The sequence below is a fragment of the Saccharospirillum salsuginis genome, from assembly GCF_014651855.1.
Taxonomy (GTDB): domain Bacteria; phylum Pseudomonadota; class Gammaproteobacteria; order Pseudomonadales; family Natronospirillaceae; genus Saccharospirillum; species Saccharospirillum salsuginis.
This window is the reverse complement of the sequence record NZ_BMXR01000001.1, coordinates 620,833-645,591: the sequence shown is the minus strand read 5'-3', so window position 1 is coordinate 645,591 and position 24,759 is coordinate 620,833. Positions and strand designations below refer to the sequence as shown.

Below are 24,759 nucleotides of genomic sequence, written 5' to 3'. Positions count from 1 at the left end.
AGTGCTCTGTCAGCTCGCTTCGCGCTCCCGCACCCATGCGCAAAACTCGTCCACCGGCATGGGTCGGCTGAAATAATAGCCCTGGGCATGGCTGCAGCCGAGTTGCCTGACCAGGTCCAGGGCCTCCCGATCCTCGATACCTTCCGCCACGGTAACGAGATTCAATGTCTTCGCCAGCTTGATGGTATTCTCCACGATCCAGAGATCATTCTTGTTCAGGCGCATGTTTCTGATGAAGCTCTTGTCGATCTTCAATTCGCTGATCGGCAATCGGCTCAGATAGGCCAGGGAAGAATAGCCGGTGCCAAAATCGTCCAGAGCAACCCGGCCGCCCGCACCGGTGAATTGATTCAGTGACACGATGACCGTATCCATTTTTTGCATCATGGCGGTTTCCGTCACTTCGACAACGAGTCTGTCCAACGGAATCGATCGGTTGCGGGTTTCATCCAGGATGAAACGGATGCAATCGCTGGTGATTAAGTTCTGCACGGAAAGATTGATGCTGAATCGGATGTCCAGATTTTGCAGCTGAAACCTTTGGATGGTCTCCAAGGTTTGAATCACCACAAAGCGGGTCACCTGATCCATGAGGCTGGCGTTTTCGGCAATGTCGATGACTTCCCAGGTGGGCACCTGCCCGAACTCCGGACTGAACCAGCGCAGCAGAACTTCCGCTCCAACAACTGAGCCGGTGGCGCAGTCGATCTGCGGTTGCAGATAGATCGTCATTTCTCCGGCTTCGATGGCCGGGAGCAAGGCACTCATGAGTGCGAGCCGTCGTTCCGCGAAAGCCGATATTTCCTGACTGTAGAGTTGCACCGGCACCTGGGTTCGAACGCTGCTGTCCAATGCCGCCCATGCGTACTTATAGAGTGTGGTGGCGTGTGAGCCATGATCGGGGTGAAGGGCGATCCCGCAGTGCATGTTCAGCCTCGTCGGTAATTTCACCGTATTGACGGAGACCTCACATTGGCCGACCAAACCCTCGACCTGTGTTTCCAGGGGAATGTGCGATGAATCGATTCGCATCAGGAAAGCGACCGACCCCAATTCCGGAGTGGCGATATGGGCGGCGCTCTTGTCTTCCAGACACACCACCATTCCTGAATTGGCCAGGGCTCCATTGAGTTTGTTGGCCAGTTCCCGGAACATTGTCTCCGCAAGGCTGTGACCCATACTCAGTGCGATTTGCCTCACCTGAGGGTAATTGACGATGACGGTGGCGATCTTACGGGTGCCGGGCAACAGTTCCTGCAAACGATGATTGAGCATCGCCGCATTGGGCATCTTCGTGACCGAATCATGGACCGCGTTTTCCAACGCATCGACGACCATTTTTTGTACCTGCCCCTCGGCCCTGTGTTGTCTTTCCAGTGCCACCAGCTTGTGCGCCCGCTCCTCCTTGATCCGGTGCGCCAGAGCGAACGACAGCAACAGGACTTCAGCGACCGAACCAACCTGTATGGCGTGGTTGGTGAAGGCGTTGACGGGAATCAGGTCGAACACATTCAGCAGGTACAGGGCGGCACCGAGGGTAAATGACGCCCATGCCGCCACAAAGTAGCGAGCGATAACCACACCGGCCCGCAGACGGACGCTCCCGGCGATAATCAACATCGCGAGCACCAGTGCGCCCAATAATCCCGCGAGGCGAGCACCGTGGATCGGGTTGACCGCGGTATACAAAATGAGCAGAACGGCCAGCCCCGCCGTTATCCGCATACTCCGTTCCAGACGCCGGGAGACGCCGCCGGGCCAACGAAGGAAAGCGCGAGCGAAGAGGATGGCGAACAATGTCAGAAACCCCGTGCTGATCGGGAGGACATAGCGCGTTACCAGCGGTTCTGGCGACCAGAGCAGGGTCACCCCCAATCCCGACACGCACAGCATTACGGCGACCAGAGAATACAGGTACAAAACGTAGTAGCCGTAGGCTGGGTCGCGAATGGACGCAAACAGGAACAGGTTGTACACCACCAGGGCAAAGAGGATCCCGAAATACCCGCCCCACAACAGACTCTCCTGGGTGAAGTAGCTGTGAAGGTGATCTTCTCGCCAGAGCGCCAACGGAACCTGGAGAGAGGTGGTCGACTGTACCCGCAACACCAACTCCATGTTCCCGGAGAGGGTTGTGGGTAATGGGAGTGCGATCTGATAGCCGTGTGAGTGGTTCTGGTCCTCCAGGACCTGCCGGCGGCTGATGTGGTAAGTGGCCGGCAAGGTGCCATCCTGCAACAGATACAGGTCGGCCTGCTCCAACAGTGGATACTGAATCACCAGATACCATTGCCTGGATATCGTCTCGGGTAGGGAGAGTGACGTTCGTATCCAGAGCGGGTCCTGCGTGAAACCCAGATTGAGGACGTCGTCCTGTTCCTTGGTACGCCAGCCATCCTGCTGGAGAATCCGGACCAGGTTCATGTCTCCCGAGGTATCCACGTAGTACGCAATATGGCGATTCAGGGAGTAGCGGTCGGCTTCGCCATGCATCGTCATCTGTTCGGCTATGCCCAGGCTGGGTAACAGCACCAGGACGATCAAGAGTCTTCTGATTCCGATGCGCGACATCATAGGTGTTTCCCGCCCGGCGGTTTAATCATCCAGGGGCTCGACCAGTCGCCCGGCGAAGCCTAGGCGTTCGGCTTCGTGACAAAACGCGATGAAGTCGTTGTCCGTTAATTCGGGATGGTGCAGCAGGACCAATGCCTCCACGAGGCAACCCGGAATATCCCGGTTGTTCCAGGCCGGCATGCGTGGCCACATGGAAAATTCATTGTGTGACAGCACCGTCTTCTCGACGGAAATTCCGTGTTGCTCGAGCTCCGTTCTCGCATCGAAGTCGATGCAGGGGTGGGTATCGTCCGCGATCAGTGAACCGGAGGGGATGTACGGGCCAAGTTCCAGTACTTCATCCCCGTTTTGTGTCAGGGCGATATAGAGACGCTGGTCGGCCAGGCGTTCGGGGTTTGCGGTGCGCAGCAGGATGCCATCGCCTGTCTCTACCTCTTCTTCTTCCGTGTAACGCGGATCAAAGGCCAGAACCTTGGCATACAGGCGTGCGATGTCCCGGCACACGGCACTGCCGATCCGACCGGCACCCCCCAGCACGACGATGCTGTCATGCTCAAGGTATTGAGGGCGCCGCCGCAACGCTCTCGCCACGTCCCAGAGCATGAAGCGGGTCCCCCGGCTGCCTTCCACCAGGGGAGAATCAATCTCGATTTCGGCCTTTTTGACGAAGTTGGGTAGACGACCCACCAGGGCTATACGCTCCGCGCCTCGAAAATCGCGTTGCAGTTGCTCGATATAATGGCGCACCTTGGGTGGTTCGCTCTGCAATTCGTGCTCCAGGTACTGCGGTGCGACCATGAGTCCCCGCATGTCCTGATGGCGTATGTACCCAAGTATCAGGTTCAGCGGCATAAACCGGGCCAGAGAGGGGGAATAATAGGTCGCTGCCTGGCGTTGAGTCCCGTAGGCGGCGAAGATGAAACGAGGCCGGACCCACTTCAGGATCAGTGCCCGCAGCAGTGTGTTTGCGGTAAACACGGCCAGTCGGCGACCGCCACTCCATGCGCTTCGCTTCACCCATACCGACAGACGCTGCCATCGGGGGGCACTCAGGTAAACGCGGGACAGTTCCTGGTCCGAAAGGGGGACACGTTGAAAGTTCAGGCCGATTCGGGCGGCGCCGACATAGGTGACTTTCGCCACTATTGAGAGATCCGGACAGTCGCGAACCACAACGCTGACCGTTTCGCCCGGCTCGATGTCCGCCTCTGGAGTCCGCCTTAACCCCATTCCGCTGGCCGAGATATTCAACGTATCGGTATTTAACGTTCGATCCAAATACCGGAGAACAACGGGAATGTGTATCCCCGACCGCATGTGCCGACGGTATTCTCCCTGCATCCGTCTCATTGCTTTCAGTCCATAAGATTAACAGGCCGAATACATGGCCTATCGGGAGTGTAGACCAGAGGGTTCAGCAGGCAAGGAGGTGCTGTCTGGAAGCGTCGCCCCCGCACTGGGTGATCGCCCGACTGACGGTGTATTGACTTGAAGACGGGCCGCCGATGGTGCGCTGTCGGTTGTCAGGGGTCGTTCGAGGGGTTCCAGGCCGGGAAATCCCGGGCGTGGCGCTGGATCCATTCGTGGGCGGCTTCCTCGGCCGTCAGTTCCCGGTTCTCCAGTTGCCGCACGGCCGCCCGATACTGCTCGATGTGGCAGACCTGCTCCACCATGCGCAGAGCGAAGGCCTGTTCCACTGAATCGAAACAGACCCCTACCAGATATTCGCCGTCCCGGGCATGGCACCACACCACTTCACCGCTGATTTCGAAGGGCGGGTCGGTGACGTCGATCTGGATCGTCAGTATCTGACCCTGCTCGAAGGGCTGGTCGGCGGTGAAACTGAGCCCGCCGGTGCTGACATCCCGTAAATGGGGATGGCACTCCTCGGGCGCGTCGGCCACCTGGTAGTGCAACGGAATGTCGGTTGGATGTCGTATGTACTGACGCACGTTTGACCTCCTCTCCACCATCACCGGGGCGATGATCACGAGGCATATATGTCCAGTATAGATGCTTTATACGCCTTGTAGTTCCTATTTACGGCGTTTTCGCTTGGCCAGATGCGCTTCCATCGCTTCATGGAACCGGGGTGTTCCGTCCCGAACCAGGGTGGTCAGCGCCTCCAGCGGAAGATCGTCGAAGTGTCGGAAGGCGATGCAGCTCTTGCCGGTGATGAACGGCTTCAAGGGCGCCTCGCAGGCATCGCGGATGGATTCGACGGCGTACAGCGGCATCAGGTGCCAGCTGATCTTGCCGTTCTTCAGGGGGCCGACCATGTAGGCGTACATGCCCGGTTCGTCGGATTCGAAGCGGTACAGGATCTTGCCTTCGGTCCAGCGGCTGTCGCCCGCGGCCTCGATGAGGTCGGGGGCGTGCTCGCGGATAAAGGCTCTGACCCGGTTGATTTCAATGGCTTGCTGGTCGCTGACGTCCATGATGGGGTCCTTTTTTGCTTGCAATGAAAAGTTTATCAGGCTGCACTAGACTGACTGCGTTCAGTTACAAACTACAACAATAACGGCAGGAGGCGAACAAGGTGGTATCACAACGAGGTTGGGTGTCCGTCACGTTGGCGGTGATTTTGGTGATTGGTTCGGCTGTGGGGGCTTATATCTACCAGTCCATGCAAACCGATCTGTCGCGCCTGGAGCAAACGGCGAACGCGGCCGAAGCCGAGGTGGAGCGTCTGACCGACCAGGTCGCGGCGTTGCAGGCCGAACGCGATGAGTTGAGTCAGCGCTTGGCGGAGCTCAACAGTACCCTGGCGGACCAGGAAACGGAACTGGCCGACGCCCGCTCGCGTCTGGAGCAGCGCAGCAGCACGGCGGATCAGTTGGAAAGCCAACTGGCGGATCTGCGCTCGGAACTGGATGCCCGACAGGCCGAACTGGCGGCGGCGCAGAACCGCGCCGATGACCTGGCGGCGGAGCTTGAAACGGCCCGGGCGGAGCGGGATCGACTGGCCTCGGCCGTAGCGGCGAACCGTGCCGAGCGCGAGCGCCTGGAAGCGGCGCTGGCGTCGGGCGATGAACTGAGGTCCGACCTGCAGGCCCGACTGGCGGAGAATCGGGAGCAGGCCGAGACCCTGGCGGAGCAGTTGACGCAAAGCCAGGCCCGTCTGGATTCGCTGGAGCAGAGTGCGGATGCCAGCCAGTCCGAATTGGCCGAAGCCCGGCAACGGATCCAGGATCTGGAGTCGCGGAATGCGGACCTGCAACAGCGCTACGAGCAAGTGGTTGCGGAGCGGGACGAGGCGCGACAGCGGGTCGCCAGCTTACAGGAAGAGCTGGATCAAACCACGGTCGATCTGGCCACCACGCGCGCGGAACTGGATGCGGCCCAGCAGGAACTGCAACGGCGCGAAGCCAACCTGAGCGAGGTGCAACAGGAGCGAGAGTCGGTCGAAGACGAATATCGCCAGGCGCGTGAGCAATTGGCCCTGGAACAGGCTCAGAGCGAGAGCTACAGCGAGACCATCTCCAAGCTGGAGAGTCAGTTGCAGCGCGAGGCCCAGGCGATGAACCAACTGCAGACGCGGTTGCAGTCGCTGAGCAACGAGAAGGAAACACTGGTCTCGCGGCTGGAGGACGGCACCACGGTCATCAAGCTGCCGGAAAGCATCGTGTTCGATTCCGGTTCGGCGGTGATCGGAAGCTCCGGACGCGAAACGCTGCGGCTGCTGGCGGACGCCCTGGTCAGCTTCCCGCAGCATCTGATCAGCATTCAAGGGCACAGTGACAGCCGGCCGATATCCGGGAACCTGAGCGCCAAATACCCGACCAACTGGGAATTGTCCTCCGCCCGGGCTTCCGCCGCCGTGCGGGTGCTGGTCGATTCCGGCATTGAACGGGACCGCCTCCAAGCCGTGGGTTACGCCGACACCCGGCCCCTGGTCGAAGAAGTCGACGCCGCCAGCCGGCGCGCGAATCGCCGCATCGAAGTGCTGCTCTACCCGAACCAGTTCACCATGAAGGTGCTGGAAGAAGAGGAAGTGCCCGAACTGAACTGAGGTCGACTGACCCGACATGTAGGGCAGAAGAGCGGAGCGATATCTGCCGATAGGAGTAAGCCACGCCAAAATTGTATCCACTGGCGACTTATTCTACCCACGGCAGATATCGCTTCGCTCTTCTGCCCTACCAATAATCGCCAACTGAACATACCGGGATAGGGGCCCTTGCAGTGTTACCGGTCACATCAAATCTGATATCCTTGGCCGAAACCCATTGGTCCAAGGATTCGAATGACCTCAAGGAACCCCGCCGCCGTTCCATCAACCCCCCTGAAACTCCCCGAATTCATCGCCCTGTTCGCCCTGATGACCTCGCTCACGGCTCTGACCATCGACGCCGTCTTGCCCGCCATGCCGGTGATCGAGTCTCAGTTCGATGTCTCCGACCCGACCCGGGTACATTGGCTGGTGTCGTTGTTCATCTTCGGCATGGTGTTCGGCGAGCTGCTGTTCGGCCCCCTGTCCGACGCGCTGGGCCGAAAGCCGGCCATCCTGATCGGTCTGGGCATCTACGCCCTGGGCACGGTCATCGCGATGACGGCCGACAGTCTGTCGGTCCTGATCGCCGGGCGCATCGTTCAGGGCATTGGCGTCTCCGGCCCGAAAATCGGTTCACGGGCACTGATACGCGATCAGTTCCAGGGCGATGCCATGGCCCGCATCATGTCCTTCGTCATGATGCTGTTCATTCTGGTGCCGATGCTGGCGCCCGCCTACGGCCAACTGGTGTTGGCGGTGGCGGACTGGCGCGGCATTTTCTATTCCTTTCTGGTGCTGGCACTGGTCGTGGCCGTCTGGTTGGCGCTGCGACAGCCCGAGACGCTGCCGGTGGAGCGGCGCATTCCATTTTCACCGGTCAACCTCGGGCGTTCGGCCAGCCGCATCGTCCGCCATCCCAAGGTCATGGCCTACACCGTTGTGGCCGGCCTGATCTTCGGCTGCCAGGTCACCTATTACAGCATCGCCCAGGCCCTGTTCGAGGACCTGTACCAGGCCGGCGCCCTGTTCCCGGTGTTCTTCGCCCTGCTGGCCGCCGGTGTCGGCGTGGCCTCGTTCGTCAACGGCACACTGGTAATGCGCCTCGGCATGCACCGTCAGACAGTGACCGCCCTGGCTGGCATGATCGTGCTGTCCGGCGTGTTGATCGGCCTGGCCTGGTTGGGGAACGGTCGGACCGCCTTGCCGGTCTTTCTGGCACTGGGGTTCGGTCTGTTTTTCTGTGTCGGCCTGCTGTTCGGCAACATTAATGCCCTGGCCATGCAGTCGCTGGGACAGGTCGCCGGGATCGGCGCTTCTCTGGTGGCTTCGCTGTCCAGTTTGGTCGCGGTGGGGGTGTCGGTGACGGTCGGCCAATTCTATAACCAGACTCTGTATCCGCTGGCGACCGGTTTTCTGGTGTGCGCCAGCCTGGCGCTGATGCTGGTTCTGGCGGCCCGGCGTAGCAACGCCGGGGAAATTGGACGACCCTAGCCTTTATTGCCAAATCGCCTGACCGGGCCGGTTGATAGAAACAATGGCTCATTTCTTCCGGCGCGGATCGGGCTACACTGTCAATGCTTCCTGGTGATTGAGGGGCGGTCCTTTGTCCTTGCGGACAGTGACCGCGGAATACCTGTGGTCGCTGAGCCATCACGGACGATGCCCGTGACAGCTGGTCCCGGCGACATTGATGTCTGGGAGGCTTTCCGATGCGTCCTTACCTTCGAACCATACTGATCCTCGCCGGAATTTCCGGTTTGATTTTACTGACCGCCTGCCGCCCCAGTGGCGGTTCCGACTCTAACGACTCAAACGGTTCGGATTCCGGAGGATCGGGATCCGAGTCTTTCGGAGAAGCCGGAGATACCCTGACCTTTGATGAAATCATCGAGGCTTTACTCGCGAAAGGCGAGGGGACCTATCGAGTCGATACCGAAACCGATCTGACCATTCTGGCGAAAGCGGGCGGTCAGCGCGTTGCGCCCCGAAATATTAAGAGACTCGGACTCTCCTCGACGGCGTTAACGATGTTGAAAGAAGGCGACCTTCCCGCTTTCCGAATGTGTGACATCTTCAATTCAACTCCCGAAGTGGTCCAAGACATCACGATAAGGGGTAAGGCGGAAGCACTCTGCCTGGACGGAGAAGCGACGGTTCGTTATTTTCAGGACGGAGGGCAATTGGGGTACGCTTTTCTCTGTGACGGAACTCCAGCGCTTGAAAGCCGTGTGTCCAAACTGTCGGCCAGCCTGTCATACAGCCTGGGCCAATACAGTTTGAATTCCACCCTGTATGACGACATTGAGGACGCCTCCATTCAGTGCGGCGCCATTGAAGACAGCTATACGTTATTCGAGGCGACCGGGGAAGGGCAGTCGGATCAGGAAATTGATATCTGGACACTCAATTGGAAAGCCGATTATCTGACCGATCAGGATCTGCAGGTGAGTGCGACCTTCAGTGGATCTTTCGGCACGGGTGACTACAGCGTTACCGATGAGCTGTTTGAGGTTCAACAAGGCGGCACCGGAAACCAGGTTTATATTCGTTTCACATCGGCTGCGTTTGGAATGAGCGACACACCGGTCTTCCTGTTCGGCGAGTCCGGCACGGTGACGATTCAGAGCATCAGTGAAAACCACTACCAGGGCACCTATAACGTCAACATCGGGTCGCCAAAGGATACTCTGACGGGGGCGGTCGATTTCAGCTTTGAATGAGGTACAGCGAGCCATTACTTGCCCTTGAGGGGCGTAGAATAGTTGTTGAAAACGCCCGGTTATTAAATGAACCGGGCAATACCCGTTGCTGCTTGAAAACCCGGTATCGCTCAGTGAAGAAGTGGTGACGTTGATCACAAATGTCGCATTTTCCTCTGTGAAAGACGCCATACCAACTCAGCAATGGTTCTCAACATTCCGATTGAACGCTACCATCGGCAGTCTTTGGTTCATGGCATGTACAACGGGAATGTTTGTACGTCAACCATGTCAGGAGCTTGACCAACCAAGCCGTCATAAGGGAGCCACTATGACAACACCTCGTGCTATCGCACCCCAACACCCTCCGCAACACTTGGCCAAAGTGGTAGACCGTCATGAAGCCACCGTATTGGAAACCCACGAAGGCCGATGTTCACTGCTTTCCGTCAATGGGCAGTCTGTAACCGTCCCACCCGAGAAGGCCGGTCGCAATCTGGTCTGCATCGATGACATCGTCATGGCGGACCTGATGGACGACGGCACCGCCCGCGTGGCTTATGTTGTGTCCACCGGCGAGAACGAGTTCATTCCCCACGTCCGCACTGTTGAGGACCTGGCTCGCCTGGTCCTGCCCGAACACATCACTCGGCTACTGGCTGAAATCGGCGACAGTGCGCTTGAGGTGGGCAAGACAGGCATTGACGTAAAAGGCCGAAGGGTCGGTTTGACCTCGAATACCCAATTGAACTTGCGAGGCCGGAACCTCCAACTCGAAGCCGAAGATCACTGTGTACTTCAAGGAAGGGAAATTCACCTCAACTAAACCTGTCAGGATGACGCTTTCATGGAAAATTTTCATTTCGCCCGGGCGAAATCCCAGCTGAAGAGCCGGGCCACCTGGCTGACCGAGCGCCATAAGCATTGCGAATTCGACATGTTGCGGGGCATCGAACAAAAGCTCTACGGCCATTTGGCTTACCTGCAGGAGGCCATGCCCGAACCGGACATGATGGACGAAGACAACCGAATACTTAATCTCTGCATCACCGCCTTTCAACCCGGTTTCAGCCGCGACACTGATCGACTGGGCGACGTACTGGAGGAGGCGGGGGTGGATACCTGGTTGAATCAATTACAAACCGCCATCGACATCACCGGTGAACAAAACTGGCAACCCTTGCTGCGTGCCCTGGCCGCTAAGGAAGGCTTCACCGACACCACTCGCTGGTGGTTCAATGCCAGGGTTCATGGGATGCGGGAAGAAACCGATGCATCGACTTTCACTTGGTCCAACGCAACCCCGGGCTGTATTCCTTATCACGTCAAGAATCGGTTGTTGGACTCGAACGTCCTCGAAGCCTGGCTGCCCGAAGCTCGCGACAGTGTGCGGGAAAACGACCGGGCGGACGATCTGCTTTGGTTGGCACTGGGGCTGTTGGCGGCCGGCAAGACCCAACCCGCCCTGGAATTGATAAGCCTGTGGACCACATCCAATTCTACCTCTCGATCGGCCTGGTGTGCCGCCGCCGTAAGCGGAGCCGCCGACTTCATTGAACCATTGCAACAAGCCGTTCAGGAAGATCACATCCCCGACTTCTGGTTGGCGGTTCATGGCGACGTCGCGCATCTTGAACTGTGTATCGACCGGCTGGCCCGACCCAATAGCGTTCGCATCGCTGAGCGGGCCTGGTTTGGTCTGACCGGGCAACGCTTGCCCCGAGTCCGTTCCATCAGCCTCGGCAACCTTAAGAAGGGCGCCCCCCTTGCGGATGCCCGCGTGGCCAGGCTATGGCTATTGGAGCATCGACCCAGTGGCCGCCTGTGCCTGGGCCAAAACCAGACAGATCGACCATTCAGGGTGCGATTGGGCCGCTATTTCGGCGCCGATACCGAGCCGGTGGGTCCGGCTATCTGGTTGGATTCTCAGGGGCGATGCTTACCGAATCCCAACGAATGCCATTGGCAGCGTGCCCAACGCATGGCGGAGGGGCAAGCATGATCGAGATTCAACCACACCCGTACTACCAACTGGAACTGACCTCAGGCTGGACCGCACAGGGTGAAACCGCTGAAATCCTCATCGGTAAAGCCAGTTACCAATACGACCTTGAAGGCTATGTGCAGCCACTGGCGGAAAGCGAGCCACTGTCCCAGTCCGACGAATATCCGGAGGACGACCCGGAGATTCATGCCCCCATCTGTTTCCGTGAAACAGTGCCTTTTAAATATGGTTCGGAAATTGTGATGTTCGCCACGGCTCACTGCGCGGCGCCGCGATCCGGCTTTAACGTAGAAGCCGCCCTGAGTACCGAAGAGGGCATTCAGTGGCGGAAAATGCTGTCAGTCATGGGGCCGAGAACCTGGAAAAGCAGCCTGCTCGGCGCCGCCTATTCCGACCCGGAACCCATCACTGAATTGCCGATCCGCTACGAATACGCCTTTGGCGGTCGCAATACAAAAAAAGAGCACGATGTATACCCGACCAACCCGGTCGGTCGCGGCTATGTGGGGAACGGCCTGAAAAAGACCGACCTCAGCGAGGTGTTGCTCCCCCAGATCGAAGTTCCGGGTGATCTGATCAAAAAACCATCGGACACCCCGGAACCGCAAGGGTTTGGACCGATTCCGCCACATTGGCACCCCAGGCAGGCCGCTTTCGCCTCGCTGGACGAAGAAAAGGCCGCTTCCCGGGAAAAATACCCGTACAACGGTCCGCTGCCGGAAACCGCCTACCACAGCGCCCCCAAGAACCAATGGTTCGACAAGTCGCTGCACGGCCCAGCCAAATTGACCTTGACCGGCTTGACTCAGGGCGTACCCGAGCATCAACCGCTGACGATCGATTGGACCATCCCCAGCCTGACACTGCTCTGGAAAACGCGCTCCTTCGAAGACCACATAACCCTCAAGGCCGATACCCTCGTTGTCGACACCGAGAAACGGCAACTTCATCTGCTCTATCGACGTGCCTTCACCCAACTGCCCAAGCGCCTGATGGCCGAACTTCATGTGGTTGAGCATGGCATTGTCACCGAACCGGAGGCCGCCCATGGATAAGCTGCAGCGCTATGTACAAGCCGCATCGGCCTATACCCTCGGCGGCCAAACCCCGGCCGCCGTCTATGCCGTCGCCGCTACCCGCCAAGGCGACATCGATCAACCCGGCTTGACCGAAAGTGAAAGCCTGACCATTGACGTGGACGGCCTGCCGTTGCCTTGCTACACCTTCCCGGCCGATGCGGAGCAGGGTGAGCACACGTTCGATGGCCGGATACGCGCTACCCGCCTGGCCGCAAAGGCCTTGACCGCCTTATGGAACCGACACGGCCCGCTTCCCGAAACAACCGCCATGGTGTTCAGCGTCAACCGGGATGACTGGCCTTCCGAGCCCGCCGAAGTCATTCAGGAGCAGTTGGTGGGAGAATGTCTCGAACTGGGCGACCCGGATCTGGCGGAATGGTGTCGGTTGGCCGCTGTCTATCGAATGGACGAACCAAAAGACAGGGCATTGATCGAAGCCGAAACCTCCCTGGTGTGGCTCAGTGCGGACTCCCTCATCAATCAGGCCACCGTGGACCGGCTGAGTGATCGAGTCGCTATCCAGTATTTCACCGATGGGCTCGTGTTGGGCGAAGCCGCCACCGCGATCTGGCTGACCTGTGAACCCCGGCCCGGTGCCGCCCGCCTAACGCTATACCCCAAACCATTGAACACGCTGGATGCCAACGAACCCAGCCTGGCCGAGGCGCAACCCTATGCCCACGGTCTGGTTACCCACCTCGACCAGGACATGGACCAACAGGCACAGTGGCACCAATGGCTGGGGGACTACGAACCGAAAACCGAATTCGACCAGGTTCAACACGCCTCCGTTACCCTCGGCTTTGGCTATGTCGGCGCCGCCGGACCCGGCCTGGCAGTGTTGTGCGCGCTCGGGCGTCATCAGATGCCGTGTCCACCGGTCGCCACCCAATGGCTGTTCCACCAGAACCTGGACCACAGCTACAGTCTGATGAAGCTCGACTCGTACACCGAAACCGCGACACCCGCCCATGAACCCAAGCAAGGAGGCCTCAGTGGCTGATAACGTACTCATCAACGGCCGTACCGCCGTTCATGCCGGCTCCCAAGGTACATTGAACACCATTGACGTGTGCATGACCCCCAGTGGTACTGGGTCCACGCCGATACCGTACCCCAACGTCGCCCGCTCGGCGGATGCCGACAAAGCCGCCGGCAGCGTTTTCGTGAACGGCAACCCGATGTGCCACATCAAGTCCGTCTTCAAGAAAAGCACCGGAGATCAACCCGGTTCGCATAAAGGCATTATCTCCGGTAAGACCCAGGGCGAGGCGTCTTTTGTGTCCGCCTCGGCCAATGTCTTCGTCGAAGGCCAGCCGGCCACCCGAGCGCTCGACATGATGGTCTCCAACAACAAGAACACCCCACCGGCGCCACTGATGCAGGCGGTGGGCATGCCACCTCTGCCGGCCCGACCCAAGGCGCCGGACGAACTGGAGCCCGAAGGACCGGACCGCCTGAACGCCACCGTGCAGGGCGATCCTGGCGACGGAATGGGTACAGTGGTGGGAGAGAGCGACGAATAGCCGCCGACGAACCCACTCACCGCGACATCCTGATTGAACCGTTGTGAACGCCACCCGTTAAGGAATGGCCCTGGCATTGAGCCGGGGCCATCGCAAGGAGTCAAAGCATGACCACTGCCAACATAGCCCAACCCGGCAACCCCGAAGGCCCCAACAACGCCGAACGTCAAAGGGAGTTGATTCTCGAAAACCTGGCCCCGGGCCGGAAGCGCTTATCGCTTATGTTGACCGACGACCATCACGGGTTCTATAAAATCCCTCTCGGTTATAGCGATACCACCCCCTTCGATGAGGAACTGTCCGAACCCGCGCTCAAGCTGGTGCCCGTAACTTTCCTTCGGAACATCCCGGAAGAAGGGCTTGGCCCACTGCGCAGCGGGTGGGTCTATGTTTACGTGAACGGCTACCTATGGCGGGAAGCCCATTACGACGCAGCCAGCCACAAACTGAGTGACGTCAACCTGGCTTGGGAAAAAGGACTGGACCGGCGCCGCGCCAGTGTGCAGAAAGACACCTTGATGGTATTACCAAGCCGGATGGACGACGCCGAGTGCCAGGTCAACATCGCTTTCTCCGAAGAGCAATGGAGCTGGACCCGCATCGACCAACTGGGAGGTATAGACCCGGAAGATCCACGCCAGCGGCTCGGCGAACGCTGCGAATCCGATTACAGCCCGGGGTATTCGGAGGAGGCCCGAGCGGCACGGCTGACACCGATTAACGTGGCCGACGCCGCCGAAAACGTCGAGGGTTTGTCCGAAGACAGGGTTATCCAACTGGTAAATAACGAAGACCTTGCCCCCAAACGGCGGCATTACAACACCAAATTAGACAAGGGCATCGCCAGCGTCATCCTGCCGGATGTAATCGGTGAGGCTCGGTACTACGCTAAAACTCAGGCCGAGATGATTGATCTGCTCGACGCCACGGTCACAACCATGCTCGAGGCCGACCATCCCTACCCAAGTGAGTGGACGCTCGACCGCATCGCCGCCGACCGAGCCGAGCACATTCAAACCGTCGCGGATAGCCGTTTGGCCGCACTGTTCAACAGTCAGTTTTTCGCACCCATCGATCAACGTCTGAAGCAATCGAACCTGACCGAAAAAGAACGGGAAGTGCTGGAACAGCGTGTGGAAGACCGCGAGGAACTGGACCGGCAAGCCATGGAGGAACAGCTTAATAAAGAAGGCTGTGAACAGATCATCCAAACCGCACTGGACTACCGCCGAGACCTGATGGACCTGATGGACACGCCGGCCTTCCTGGCCGCCATGGATGACTACAGTACTCTGGAACACGCCCATTGGTTTTTGCTGCCCGAACTGATGGGCCAACTGATTGCCCGTTTCAACCAACCGGTGGCGAACGCCTACAAAGACCTGTTTTTCGATCTCGACGACTACGCCCTTTGCCTGGACAGAGACCAAGGCGCGGATTTCATATTGCGCCTGACCGGCAGCCACCCCCACAAGGATCCGCATCCCCTGGCCGACATCCTTTTTCCACAAAGCGGACCGGACCCGGAAAACCCGCTCAGCATCGACGAATCCGAACCCGACCTGGAAGAACGCCTGCTCAACCCGGTAAAAGTGCGCCGCATTATCGATGGCCTGAACGGCACCGCTCACCACGACTGGCCGCCGATCTATATAGACGGAACCTGTGTCGACATGCACGGCTTCGTTGCTCAGGCCATACATACCTTCACCTTGGCCTTGACCATGATCCCGGCTCCGATGGAGGCGGAAAGCAACCGCAATGCGTCGGCCATGGAACAAGCCTGGCGATTCGCCGGCCATACCGCCCATGCCTTCGGGGCTATGGTCCAGGAATCGGCGCATGACGGCGTGCGAACGACGCAGACGATGGAGCAGGGGCTGGGTGAACATCGTAGTGAGCAGGTAAAAGAAAAAGTAGAATTTGGAGAACTAAATGACCGCAGCCAAGAACTGAACACCCGACTGGCCGAACAGGAAGCCACACTCCAACAGCAAAAACACACGCTTGAGGAAGCCAGAGCGCGACAGCACGAGTTGATGCTCGAAAAACAAAACATCCTGCAAAATCAAAGCGAATTCGCTAAACACCGAGAAAACTTCAACCTGGTGAGTCGCATCGATCAGATTGACGAAGAAGTGGCCTTCCTGGAGCGCAATAAGCAAGCCCTCATAGGCGAACACGCACGGTTGCAGCAGCAGCGCAGCCAGGTGGAGGACGCGTTGAACAACATCGACGAAAACCTCCGAAAAATGCAAGACGCCTCGGGTTCAGTACTGAGCGGCGGCACACTCAAACACAACACCAAGGTTGTGCACCTGTACTCGCTGCTGGCCGGGGAGCACTTGCAAGCCCTTAAAGTCACCCACGACGACCTGTTAAATCACCGTCTTCCGGAAGGCTATGTCGCCATGACGGCGGCGGGCCGCTTGCGGCGAATGAAGGATACCCTGGCGACGGCCAAACAGTTCAAGAACCACCAGGGCCCCTGGGTGAATTTTGATCTGGCGCCGGGACGCAAGGTCCGGGTGCCCGCCGACCTGGCGCTGGAAAACACCCAACAACTGCACCGATACCTCTCGGATTACATGCACAGCACACTCGACACCGCCGAAGTGCGCAATGCCGAAAAGATCGTTCAGATCGCGTTCGCCCAAGAGGCCAACACCCTGGTCCGCTCGGCCGCCGAGATAAAGCTGGTGGACAACACCAACCGCCTGTTGATGGCGGACGTACTCCAGCAAGCCGCCAATGACGCCGAACCAAACATCAGGCGTTTGCGGCAGGATCTATATCGGTTGGAAGACATGACGTTCAAGACCAGAGACGAGGCCCTGGAACTGGCCAAGGTTATGAAGGATGCCGAAACCAAGATAGCCAACTTGGAAGCATCGATAAGCGGCTACGAAAAAGCGTTGAACAGCGACCAACCCAGGTTGCACTTCGCCAAGCGTATGGATCGATTGTTCCTGCTTAACGGGGCCATGGTGGCATTTGAAGCCTACAATTTGACCAGCGTGGCGGAGCGGTTAGCCGGAGACACGAATAACCTACGAGGTTGGATGGACTTCGGAAGTGCATTGACCGACTTTGCTGCAACAATTGCCACTTCCTATCAATATGTATTCGAAAGCAAGTACGGTACAACCAAGCAGATACAAAGCCGGTTGAAGGATGTAGCCAAAGAGAGATTTGTTCAAACTCTCCCTGTGGATGAAAAGGTACTTGGTAAGAGCGTACGGATCACTCGATGGGCTACGAGGTTTAATGTTGTGGCAGGCATATTTAGTTCTGTACTCTCTTCTTTAGACGCGTACAACCGATGGGTGCTAGGGGATAAAGATGCCGCCAGAGCCTATGGGATGACAGCCGTAGGCTTTGCCTTGACGGCAATCGCTGCTATACCGGCCATGCAGGCGGCGGCACTGACTTTGAACGTAGTCGGGTTTGTACTGATTGTAGTGGGTTTCGCCCTGGTGTATTTCCTCACGGATACCCCGACAGAAACGCTTTTAAAGAACAGCCCCTTCGGCAAGGAGGTGGAATCTCGCTTCGGTGGAGGCGGTTTCTGGCAGGATGAAAACTATCAGTTTTGGGAAGATCGACGCGACCTGGCCTACCACGAATGCGCCAGCTTCTTCCTGCAACCCAGGGTTCATTTCGCTGAAACCTGGGTGGAGCATGAAGAATACTGCGAAATAGCCATTCAAACACCAGGCCTGATGACGAATGGCGTCTACCAAATCGACATCCAGGCGTGGAAGAGCGAAATCGAACGATGGGAGACCGTCACGTTGTTGAGCAACGACCCGAGAGCACCGGAATCCGCCAATCCCGGCAACGTGCAAGTAGCGGCTAATGGTTCCACGCACAACATCCGTATCCACCGGGACCTGATCAAGTCCTTCGGCGTTACGTTCAGTGCCGGGATTGGTTACACATCCAGCGAGACGAAAGTCAGGGTTCGGGTGCAGACCTACCCCAAGGGCAAGGCAGAGCGGCTGTTTCCGGGTGCATGGATACCCTATGTGCTGCCTGCACCGGGGAGGAACGAGATGGGGCAGGCGGTCGTGGACGAAAATGTGGTGAATGAAAAGACAGCGGCTGAGAATGCCTGGTTGATTGCGGAAGGAGCCGTCGTGCACAGTTTTAATACGGTCATAACTCCAACCTGAGAGTAAGTTCCATGATATTTTGGTTTGAAGAATTATTAATGGGGAAGACGAAATATCGTTACCCGGACTGGAGTTGCACAAAGCAGGTAACGGAGAAAACCCGTGTCAGTAAAAAGATCAAGAGACTGCGTGGGGAGTTGGTAACCCCCCAGCCGGTATACAGTTTTCATACGCCATTTTATGTGAAGACAGATGGAAAGCAATGGGTGGTACAGTCGGACTCATCTTATGGGGGGACAAGAGCGACCGGATTTTTATCCGCATTTGCGCTAATTTTTTGTGTGATCGCAGGCAGCACTCTATACCAATACCATGGAGTGAATCTCTTTGTTTATCTTGCGATAGGTTTTTTCGCCATTTTCGCATATGCAATGTATAAGACCAGAACCGGTGGCGAAGACACCTGGGTAGTTTTCGACAGAGCCACCGGAAACGTCTGCTTTTGGAGAAAGAACCAGAAAAACTCCCTTACCGTGCCCTTCGACAAAGTCAACTGTTATTGGATCCGGGGCTTTCAGCGTGGTGGCGTTACTCACAATATGTACTTTATGCCCACTGAAAACTTACCCAATGAACGTCACCGCTGGTGGAAAGTGCATTTTGGTTTTCCAACCCAATACGAACAGGCTCAGTTCTTCTGGCGAGTACTCACGGATTTCATGGACCAAAGCCGACCGATCCCCGAGGTGCCGGGGTTGATCCATCAGGTACGCTTTGTTGAGAAGAATGGCTACACGATAGAAGACCTGACCGAAGGCGGCGTCGAAATGACCGAAGCGGATTTCAATGAAGTAGACGCGGAAATCCAGAATGACATGGCGGCATTGGATGCGCGGTTGAGGCGGATGGTGAAGCCGGATAAATTTAGCGCGGACAAATTAATCGAGTTTTATAAAAACGCACCCATCTACTCAAAAGAAGATATTCTACGAACTATCATGGTGAAGCTGAAACGATGGATTAGATTCTTAAAAGGAGAAGACCGCATGATGGAGCCTGGATATGGAGAGTATTTTACCTTAGAAGAGTACGAGCAAGAAATGGACAAACTCGCAGACTTTTTTTTCAGGATTGATCAAGAACGCCGTGCGGCTATGCTCTGACATAGCAATTTATCCGATAAGGAATTTTTCGTTGTAACTGGCAGACCATGAAAGCGTCAACCTCTTCCGGCAACCCAGGTGCATTTCGCTGAAACCTGGGTGGGGCATGAAGAATACTGCGAAATAGCCATTCAAACACCAGGCCTGATGACGAATGGCGTCTACCAAATCGACATCCAGGCTTGGAAGAGCGAAATCGAACGATGGGAGACCGTCACGTTGTTGAGCAACGACCCGAGAGCACCGGAATCCGCCAATCCCGGCAACGTGCAAGTAGCGGCTAATGGTTCCACGCACAACATCCGTATCCACCGGGACCTGATCAAGTCCTTCGGCGTTACGTTCAGTGCCGGGATTGGTTACACATCCAGCGAGACGAAAGTCAGGGTTCGGGTACAGACTTACCCCAAGGGCGAGGCAGAGCGATTATTCCCGGGGGCATGGATACCCTATGTGCTGCCTGCACCGGGGAGGAACGAGATGGGGCAGGCGGTCGTGGACGAAAATGTGGTGGATGAAAAGACAGCGGCTGAGAACGCTTGGTTGATTGCTGAAGGAGCCGTCGTGCATAGATTTAATACGGCCATTTCACCTACCTAAGGAAAAGTCGAATGTTGTTTTGGTATGCGGATTTTTTAATGGGTGAAACAAAATACCTTTACCCGGATTGGAAGTGTACGAAGCGAACAACGGATAATACCCGTGTCAGTCGTAAGGCCAATAAGCTCAGAGGTAAATTAGTCACCCCCCAGCCGGTGTACAGTTTTCATACACCATTTTATGTTAAGACAGATGGCAAACAATGGGTTATACAAGCTGACTCGTCCTATGGTGCCTGGAAAGCAACTGGAATTATTTTCTCAGCTTTATTTGTTTTTTGTGTAATAGCTGGAATCGACTTATTCCAAAAAGAAGGATTTAATGTTTTTGTGATAGCAGGAGCTACTTTCCTGATCGTTACCTTGTTTTCAATGTACAAGACTAGAATAGGCGGAGAAAACACTTGGGTGGTCTTCGACAGAACCACCGGAAACGTCTGCTTTTGGAGAAAGAACCAGAAAAACTCCCTGACCGTTCCCTTCGACAAAGTCAACTGTTATTGGATCCGGGGCTTTCAGCGTGGCGGTGTCACTCACAACCTGTATTTTATGCCCACTGAAAACTTACCCAATGAGCGTCATCGCTGGTGGAAGGTGCATTTTGGCTTTCCAACCCAATACGAACAGGCCCAGTTTTTCTGGCGAGTACTCACAGACTTCATGGACCGAAGCCGGCCGATCCCTGAGGTGCCGGGGTTGATCCATCAGGTACGCTTTGTCGAGAAGAACGGCTACACGATAGAAGACCTGACGGAAGGCGGCGTCGAAATGACCGAAGCGGATTTCAATGAAGTAGATGCTGAAATCCAGAACGATATAGCGGCGTTGGAGGCGCGGCTAGAGCGATTGCTGGAACCGGATCAGTTCAGTGCCGACAGGCTGATCGAGTTCTATGAGAATGCGCCAGTCTATGCACGGACGGATGTTATCAGGTCGGTCATGTCCATATTAAGCATTTGGATAAGCGTATTGAAAGGCGAGGACCGGGTGATGGACCCTGCCTTTAGAAAGTACTTTACTCTAATGGAGTATGAAGCGGAAATAGATAAATTGGCGGACTTTTTCTTTAGAGTCGATAAAGAGCGCCGCGCCGCTTTGACCTAACATGAAATAGTGTGTTGTGGTCAAGTAATTCTGGACACGGTTTAAGAACTTTTTAAGCCACACTCAGCTCGAACTCGGCTGGCGATAAATATCCATTGCTACTGTGTGGCCGCTGGTGATTGTAGTAGCCAATATACCGGGGAATATCCGCCTCGGCTTGCTCCGGGCTCGCATATCCCGTTGTTGGCACCCATTCCACTTTCAGGCTGCGGAAGACACGTTCCATGGGTGCGTTGTCCCAACAGTTACCTCGACGGCTCATGCTCTGCTTCATCTGGTACTTCCACAATTGCTGCCGGAACATCAGACTGGTGTACTGGCATCCCTGATCCGAGTGGAACATGACCCCGGCAGGGCGGCAACGAGACTCGTAAGCCTTCGTCAGCGCCCGCTTAGTCAGCTCAGAGTCCGGTGAGCGGGACATCGCCCATCCGACCACTCGGCGGCCACAGAGATCCATGACAACGGCCAGATACAACCAGCAGGTTCCGGCCCAGATGTATGTGATATCGCTACACCACACCTGATTAGGTCCCGTAACCCTGAATTCCCGGTTCAGGTGATTGGGCGCGACATCGGCTTCCCCGCCTGTTTTCTTGTACTTGTGACCAGGCTGTTTGCTGGTCAAATTCGCCTCAGCCATGAGACGCCTGGCTTTGAATCGACCGACCTCGTGTCCTTCATGCCTCAGAACAGCAGAGATCGTCCTGGAGCCTGCAGACTGGCGGCTATCCGAGAAGATCTCTTTTACTCGCGCACGGAGCCGTATGCGATCGGCATCAATCCGAGCCCGCGCCTGGCGCTGGTAGTAATAGCTGCTCCGGCTGATACCGAATACGTCGCACAGCTCGCGGACTTCGTACTGCTCACTCAACTCCTCAATCAGCGTGGCTGACCGAGGGAGTCCGACATCAAGAGAGCGGTGGCCTTTTTTAAGATCTCCTTCTCCCGTTCAACCTTGCGGAGTCTGGCTTCGAGCTCCTGTATCCGCTGTTGCTCGGGTGAGATGGCTTTGCCCTTGGTCGGTGTTTGTCCGCCTCGTTCAAGCCGCAGTTGATCCACCCAGCGGCGCATGACGGACGCGTTGACGTCCATAGCTTTACTGGCATCGGCGATGCTATAACCTTGATCCAATACCAGACTGGCTGCCTCTTGTTTGAACTCGCTTGTGAAAGATCGTCTTTTCAATATGAACACCTCGCGTCTGAGTGGCAGTGTACCACCCTTAGTGGGTGTCCAGGATCATTGGACCACAACAGTGTGCAAGTAGCGGCCAAAGGCTCCACACACCGAATCCGTATCCACCGGGACCTGATCAAGTCCTTTGGCGTTAGATTCAGTGCCGGCATTGGTTACACCTCCAGCGAGACGAAAGTCAGGGTTCGGGTGCAGACCTACCCCAGGGGCGAGGCAGAGCGATTTTCCCCGGGGGCATGGATACCCTATGTGCTGCCTGCACCGTAGCGGAACAAGTTGGGGCCGCCGTTTTCGACTAATCACCCTGAGTCAATAAGCCCCGCGTATCATATCCACCCCGGGCTGAATGGCCCGGCGCCAGGCTTGCTCCAGGCTATCGTCGAACTGGTCGTCGTGTTGGCGCAGGGTGGCCATCAGGGCGTCCATCCACAGTTCATACCATTGCGGCGGGATGGCGTAGCCCGCCCGGCTGTGGCTATCGCCCAGCGCGCGGAGTTTGGTGTCGGGCATGCCACGGGCATGAAGCACCAGTTGCATGATGCCGTTGCGCAGCAGATGACGCTGCTGTTTCATCTCGGTGTTCTTGAACCGGTCGCGGATGGCGTCCGAACTGTTCATGAAACGGTCGTAAAAGTCGACGAAAAACGCGTCTTTGTTGCAACACCGTCCATAACTCTGGAAAACGATGTCGCTGTCGGATAGGGCCATAATTTCCCTCGCTGTATAAAGTCGTGTCGATGGGAGGGTCGACGGGTTGTCCCTGGCGGCGCCGACCTGGATGGTCGGCGACTATAAGGAAATACCCATACAGTTCAAGGGGTTATAGGGAGGAAAACGCGAACGCTGTGTTGTCGTCAGTGACCGTTGTTCATGGCCTGGTAGTCACGGACCCAGTCGATCAGCTCGGTCAGGTGGTTGTAACGGCCACGGGTATGTACGGTGCCGTCGACGTCCTGCATCAGCGTCAGTTTGCCGTCGAAGACGATGGCCAGGCCGTCGTTCAGCTCGATGGTGTGAGGGTCGAGATCGGGTTCCTCGGCCAATACCAGGCGGCCCTCGATGCCGTATTCCTTGAGGACTTCGTATACGGCTTTCGGGTCGTATTGCATGACTACTTCCTTGCGGTTGGAGAATTTGGGCGCGAACCGTATCGATGACTCACACCCAGCGTAGAACAATGCGCTTAAAGACGCATTTCGATGCCGCGACCGGCCATGTGTTCCTTGGCCTCGGCAATGCTGAACTCACCGAAGTGGAAGATGCTGGCGGCGAGCACGGCGTCGGCGTGGCCTTCCAGTACGCCTTCAGCCAGGTGCTCCAGATTGCCGACGCCGCCGCTGGCGATGACGGGTACACGCACGGCATCCGCCACGGCGCGGGTCAGCGCCAGGTCGAAACCGGATTTGACGCCGTCCCGGTCCATACTGGTCAGCAGGATCTCACCGGCGCCGTAGTCGTCCATCTTCTTCGCCCATTCCACGGCATCGATGCCGGTCGGTTTGCGGCCGCCGTGGGTGAAAATCTCCCAGTGGTCGTCGACGCGCTTGGCGTCGATGGCAACGACGATGCACTGGGCGCCGAAACGTTCGGAGGCCTCGCGCACAAAATCCGGGTTCTTGATCGCGGCGCTGTTGATCGAGACTTTGTCCGCGCCGGCGTTGAGCATGGTGCGGATGTCGTCGAGCGTGCGGATGCCGCCGCCGACCGTCAGCGGGATGAACACCTGGCCGGCGATGGCGCTTACGGTATCGACCATGGTCTCGCGCCCTTCGTGGGTGGCGGTGATGTCGAGCATGGTGATCTCGTCCGCGCCCTGTTCGTTGTAGCGGCGCGATACCTCGACCGGGTCGCCGGCGTCGCGGATGTTGACGAAGTTGACGCCTTTGACCACGCGCCCTTTGTCGACATCGAGGCAGGGAATGATGCGTTTTGCCAATGCCATAGGTTCGACTCCTCTCAGGCGGACGTGTTGGCGTCGCAGTAGGCCTGGGCCTCGCGCACGTCGAGGCTGCCTTCGTAGATGGCGCGGCCGGTGATGGCGCCGAGCAGGCCCTGGTCGGCGACGGTGCACAGTCGCTCGATGTCGGCCATATTGGTGACGCCGCCGCTGGCGATCACGGGGATACCGCCCGCCCGGGCGACCTCGACCGTCGCTTCCAGATTGACGCCCTGCATCATGCCATCGCGGCTGATGTCGGTGTAGACGATGGCGCTGACGCCGTCGTTGGCGAAATCCCGTGCCAGGTCGGTGGCCTTGACCGTGCTGACGTCGGCCCAGCCTTCGGTGGCGACCAGGCCGTCTTTGGCGTCGATGCCGACGATGATGTGACCCGGGAAGGCCTTGCAGGCTTCACGCACAAACGCCGGATCCTTCACCGCCGCCGTGCCGATGATGCACCAGCTCACCCCGGCCTTAACGTAGGCTTCAATAGTCTCGATCGAGCGAATGCCGCCGCCGATCTGGATCGGCAGATCCGGGTATTTGCGGGCGATGTTCGCGACCGCTTCGGCGTGGATCGGCGTGCCCTCGAAAGCGCCGTTCAGATCGACCAGGTGCAGGCGTCGGCAACCGGCGTCGACCCAGCGGGTGGCCATCTCGACCGGGTCCGAACCGAAGACGGTGGCGTCTTCCATCCGGCCCTGCAGCAGGCGCACACACTGGCCGTCTTTCAGATCGATGGCGGGGATGATCAGCATAATCGGG

The 24,759-nt window shown here is 57.4% G+C and carries 21 protein-coding genes; 12 read left to right on the top strand and 9 right to left on the bottom strand.

Annotated features, from left to right (window positions below):
* Positions 1-9: 9 nt before the first annotated feature.
* The 4 genes from IE111_RS02725 to IE111_RS02710 all read right to left on the bottom strand — a co-directional run bounded on the left by IE111_RS02725 (position 10) and on the right by IE111_RS02710 (position 5,012).
* The gene (locus tag IE111_RS02725; protein ID WP_189606940.1) at positions 10-2,574 is read right to left on the bottom strand and encodes an EAL domain-containing protein; all 2,565 of its coding nucleotides are present in this window, start codon (positions 2,572-2,574) and stop codon (positions 10-12) included.
* A 21-nt stretch (positions 2,575-2,595) separates the two neighbouring features.
* Entirely contained in the window at positions 2,596-3,924 is a 1,329-nt protein-coding gene (locus IE111_RS02720; RefSeq protein WP_189606939.1) for a PilZ domain-containing protein, read from the bottom strand.
* A 173-nt stretch (positions 3,925-4,097) separates the two neighbouring features.
* A complete protein-coding gene (locus IE111_RS02715; protein ID WP_189606938.1) occupies positions 4,098-4,526 on the bottom strand; it encodes a PilZ domain-containing protein in 429 nt (142 codons plus the stop codon).
* Between the two features lie 84 nt (positions 4,527-4,610).
* A complete protein-coding gene (locus IE111_RS02710; protein ID WP_189606937.1) occupies positions 4,611-5,012 on the bottom strand; it encodes a hypothetical protein in 402 nt (133 codons plus the stop codon).
* A 101-nt stretch (positions 5,013-5,113) separates the two neighbouring features.
* On the opposite strand from IE111_RS02710, the gene IE111_RS02705 reads away from it, so the two are divergent.
* The 12 genes from IE111_RS02705 (at position 5,114) to IE111_RS02650 (ending at position 20,858) form a co-directional block, all read left to right on the top strand.
* The gene (locus IE111_RS02705) at positions 5,114-6,586 is read left to right on the top strand and encodes an OmpA family protein (protein WP_229805158.1); all 1,473 of its coding nucleotides are present in this window, start codon (positions 5,114-5,116) and stop codon (positions 6,584-6,586) included.
* A gap of 234 nt (positions 6,587-6,820) precedes the next feature.
* Positions 6,821-8,059, top strand: a complete 1,239-nt coding sequence (locus tag IE111_RS02700) for a multidrug effflux MFS transporter (RefSeq protein ID WP_189606936.1) — start codon at positions 6,821-6,823, stop codon at positions 8,057-8,059.
* 218 nt (positions 8,060-8,277) lie between these two features.
* Entirely contained in the window at positions 8,278-9,288 is a 1,011-nt protein-coding gene (locus IE111_RS02695; RefSeq protein WP_189606935.1) for a hypothetical protein, read from the top strand.
* Between the two features lie 310 nt (positions 9,289-9,598).
* Entirely contained in the window at positions 9,599-10,093 is a 495-nt protein-coding gene (locus IE111_RS02690) for a hypothetical protein (protein ID WP_189606934.1), read from the top strand.
* 21 nt (positions 10,094-10,114) lie between these two features.
* Positions 10,115-11,269 carry a hypothetical protein gene (locus IE111_RS02685; RefSeq protein WP_189606933.1) on the top strand — a complete coding sequence of 385 codons (1,155 nt, stop codon included), beginning with the start codon at positions 10,115-10,117 and terminating at the stop codon, positions 11,267-11,269.
* A complete protein-coding gene (locus IE111_RS02680; RefSeq protein WP_189606932.1) occupies positions 11,266-12,327 on the top strand; it encodes a DUF2169 family type VI secretion system accessory protein in 1,062 nt (353 codons plus the stop codon). The genes IE111_RS02685 and IE111_RS02680 overlap by 4 nt, the downstream gene beginning before the upstream one ends.
* Complete coding sequence (locus tag IE111_RS02675) at positions 12,320-13,354, top strand: hypothetical protein (RefSeq protein WP_189606931.1); 1,035 nt, start codon at positions 12,320-12,322, stop codon at positions 13,352-13,354. Before IE111_RS02680 ends, IE111_RS02675 begins: the two co-directional genes overlap by 8 nt.
* Positions 13,347-13,877, top strand: coding sequence for a DUF4150 domain-containing protein (locus IE111_RS02670; protein ID WP_229805156.1), 531 nt, complete (start codon positions 13,347-13,349; stop codon positions 13,875-13,877). Before IE111_RS02675 ends, IE111_RS02670 begins: the two co-directional genes overlap by 8 nt.
* Before the next feature lie 221 nt (positions 13,878-14,098).
* Complete coding sequence (locus IE111_RS02665; RefSeq protein WP_189606929.1) at positions 14,099-18,052, top strand: hypothetical protein; 3,954 nt, start codon at positions 14,099-14,101, stop codon at positions 18,050-18,052.
* A gap of 11 nt (positions 18,053-18,063) precedes the next feature.
* A complete protein-coding gene (locus IE111_RS02660; RefSeq protein ID WP_189606928.1) occupies positions 18,064-19,155 on the top strand; it encodes a hypothetical protein in 1,092 nt (363 codons plus the stop codon).
* 78 nt (positions 19,156-19,233) lie between these two features.
* Positions 19,234-19,755: a hypothetical protein gene (locus tag IE111_RS02655; protein ID WP_189606927.1), complete on the top strand. Its 522-nt coding sequence runs from the start codon at positions 19,234-19,236 to the stop codon at positions 19,753-19,755.
* An 11-nt stretch (positions 19,756-19,766) separates the two neighbouring features.
* Positions 19,767-20,858 carry a hypothetical protein gene (locus tag IE111_RS02650; protein ID WP_189606926.1) on the top strand — a complete coding sequence of 364 codons (1,092 nt, stop codon included), beginning with the start codon at positions 19,767-19,769 and terminating at the stop codon, positions 20,856-20,858.
* Positions 20,859-20,910: 52 nt separating this feature from the next.
* Here the strand turns inward: IE111_RS02650 and IE111_RS02645 are convergent.
* The 5 genes from IE111_RS02645 to hisA form a co-directional block, all read right to left on the bottom strand.
* Positions 20,911-22,046 (bottom strand): IS3 family transposase gene (locus tag IE111_RS02645; RefSeq protein ID WP_189606925.1). Its coding sequence is split into 2 segments (ribosomal slippage): positions 20,911-21,797 and positions 21,797-22,046, totalling 1,137 coding nucleotides; the frame shifts between segments, so codons are not numbered across the junction.
* A 318-nt stretch (positions 22,047-22,364) separates the two neighbouring features.
* The gene (locus IE111_RS02640) at positions 22,365-22,763 is read right to left on the bottom strand and encodes a globin (RefSeq protein WP_189606924.1); all 399 of its coding nucleotides are present in this window, start codon (positions 22,761-22,763) and stop codon (positions 22,365-22,367) included.
* A 146-nt stretch (positions 22,764-22,909) separates the two neighbouring features.
* A complete protein-coding gene (locus tag IE111_RS02635) occupies positions 22,910-23,164 on the bottom strand; it encodes a hypothetical protein (protein WP_189606923.1) in 255 nt (84 codons plus the stop codon).
* 74 nt (positions 23,165-23,238) lie between these two features.
* The gene (gene hisF, locus IE111_RS02630) at positions 23,239-23,997 is read right to left on the bottom strand and encodes an imidazole glycerol phosphate synthase subunit HisF (protein ID WP_189606922.1); all 759 of its coding nucleotides are present in this window, start codon (positions 23,995-23,997) and stop codon (positions 23,239-23,241) included.
* A 14-nt stretch (positions 23,998-24,011) separates the two neighbouring features.
* On the bottom strand, positions 24,012-24,752 hold the full coding sequence (gene hisA, locus IE111_RS02625; protein WP_189606921.1) for a 1-(5-phosphoribosyl)-5-[(5-phosphoribosylamino)methylideneamino]imidazole-4-carboxamide isomerase: 741 nt from the start codon (positions 24,750-24,752) through the stop codon (positions 24,012-24,014).
* Positions 24,753-24,759 lie beyond the last annotated feature (7 nt).

What these genes read in the sequence shown, in the direction of transcription:
- IE111_RS02725 (WP_189606940.1), bottom strand. Translation starts at nt 2,574, where the DNA reads ATGATGTCGCGCATCGGAATCAGAAGACTCTTGATCGTCCTGGTGCTG.
- IE111_RS02720 (WP_189606939.1), bottom strand. Translation starts at nt 3,924, where the DNA reads ATGAGACGGATGCAGGGAGAATACCGTCGGCACATGCGGTCGGGGATA.
- IE111_RS02710 (WP_189606937.1), bottom strand. Translation starts at nt 5,012, where the DNA reads ATGGACGTCAGCGACCAGCAAGCCATTGAAATCAACCGGGTCAGAGCC.
- IE111_RS02700 (WP_189606936.1), top strand. Translation starts at nt 6,821, where the DNA reads ATGACCTCAAGGAACCCCGCCGCCGTTCCATCAACCCCCCTGAAACTC.
- IE111_RS02695 (WP_189606935.1), top strand. Translation starts at nt 8,278, where the DNA reads ATGCGTCCTTACCTTCGAACCATACTGATCCTCGCCGGAATTTCCGGT.
- IE111_RS02690 (WP_189606934.1), top strand. Translation starts at nt 9,599, where the DNA reads ATGACAACACCTCGTGCTATCGCACCCCAACACCCTCCGCAACACTTG.
- IE111_RS02685 (WP_189606933.1), top strand. Translation starts at nt 10,115, where the DNA reads ATGGAAAATTTTCATTTCGCCCGGGCGAAATCCCAGCTGAAGAGCCGG.
- IE111_RS02680 (WP_189606932.1), top strand. Translation starts at nt 11,266, where the DNA reads ATGATCGAGATTCAACCACACCCGTACTACCAACTGGAACTGACCTCA.
- IE111_RS02675 (WP_189606931.1), top strand. Translation starts at nt 12,320, where the DNA reads ATGGATAAGCTGCAGCGCTATGTACAAGCCGCATCGGCCTATACCCTC.
- IE111_RS02665 (WP_189606929.1), top strand. Translation starts at nt 14,099, where the DNA reads ATGTTGACCGACGACCATCACGGGTTCTATAAAATCCCTCTCGGTTAT.
- IE111_RS02660 (WP_189606928.1), top strand. Translation starts at nt 18,064, where the DNA reads ATGATATTTTGGTTTGAAGAATTATTAATGGGGAAGACGAAATATCGT.
- IE111_RS02650 (WP_189606926.1), top strand. Translation starts at nt 19,767, where the DNA reads ATGTTGTTTTGGTATGCGGATTTTTTAATGGGTGAAACAAAATACCTT.
- IE111_RS02640 (WP_189606924.1), bottom strand. Translation starts at nt 22,763, where the DNA reads ATGGCCCTATCCGACAGCGACATCGTTTTCCAGAGTTATGGACGGTGT.
- IE111_RS02635 (WP_189606923.1), bottom strand. Translation starts at nt 23,164, where the DNA reads ATGCAATACGACCCGAAAGCCGTATACGAAGTCCTCAAGGAATACGGC.
- hisF (WP_189606922.1), bottom strand. Translation starts at nt 23,997, where the DNA reads ATGGCATTGGCAAAACGCATCATTCCCTGCCTCGATGTCGACAAAGGG.
- hisA (WP_189606921.1), bottom strand. Translation starts at nt 24,752, where the DNA reads ATGCTGATCATCCCCGCCATCGATCTGAAAGACGGCCAGTGTGTGCGC.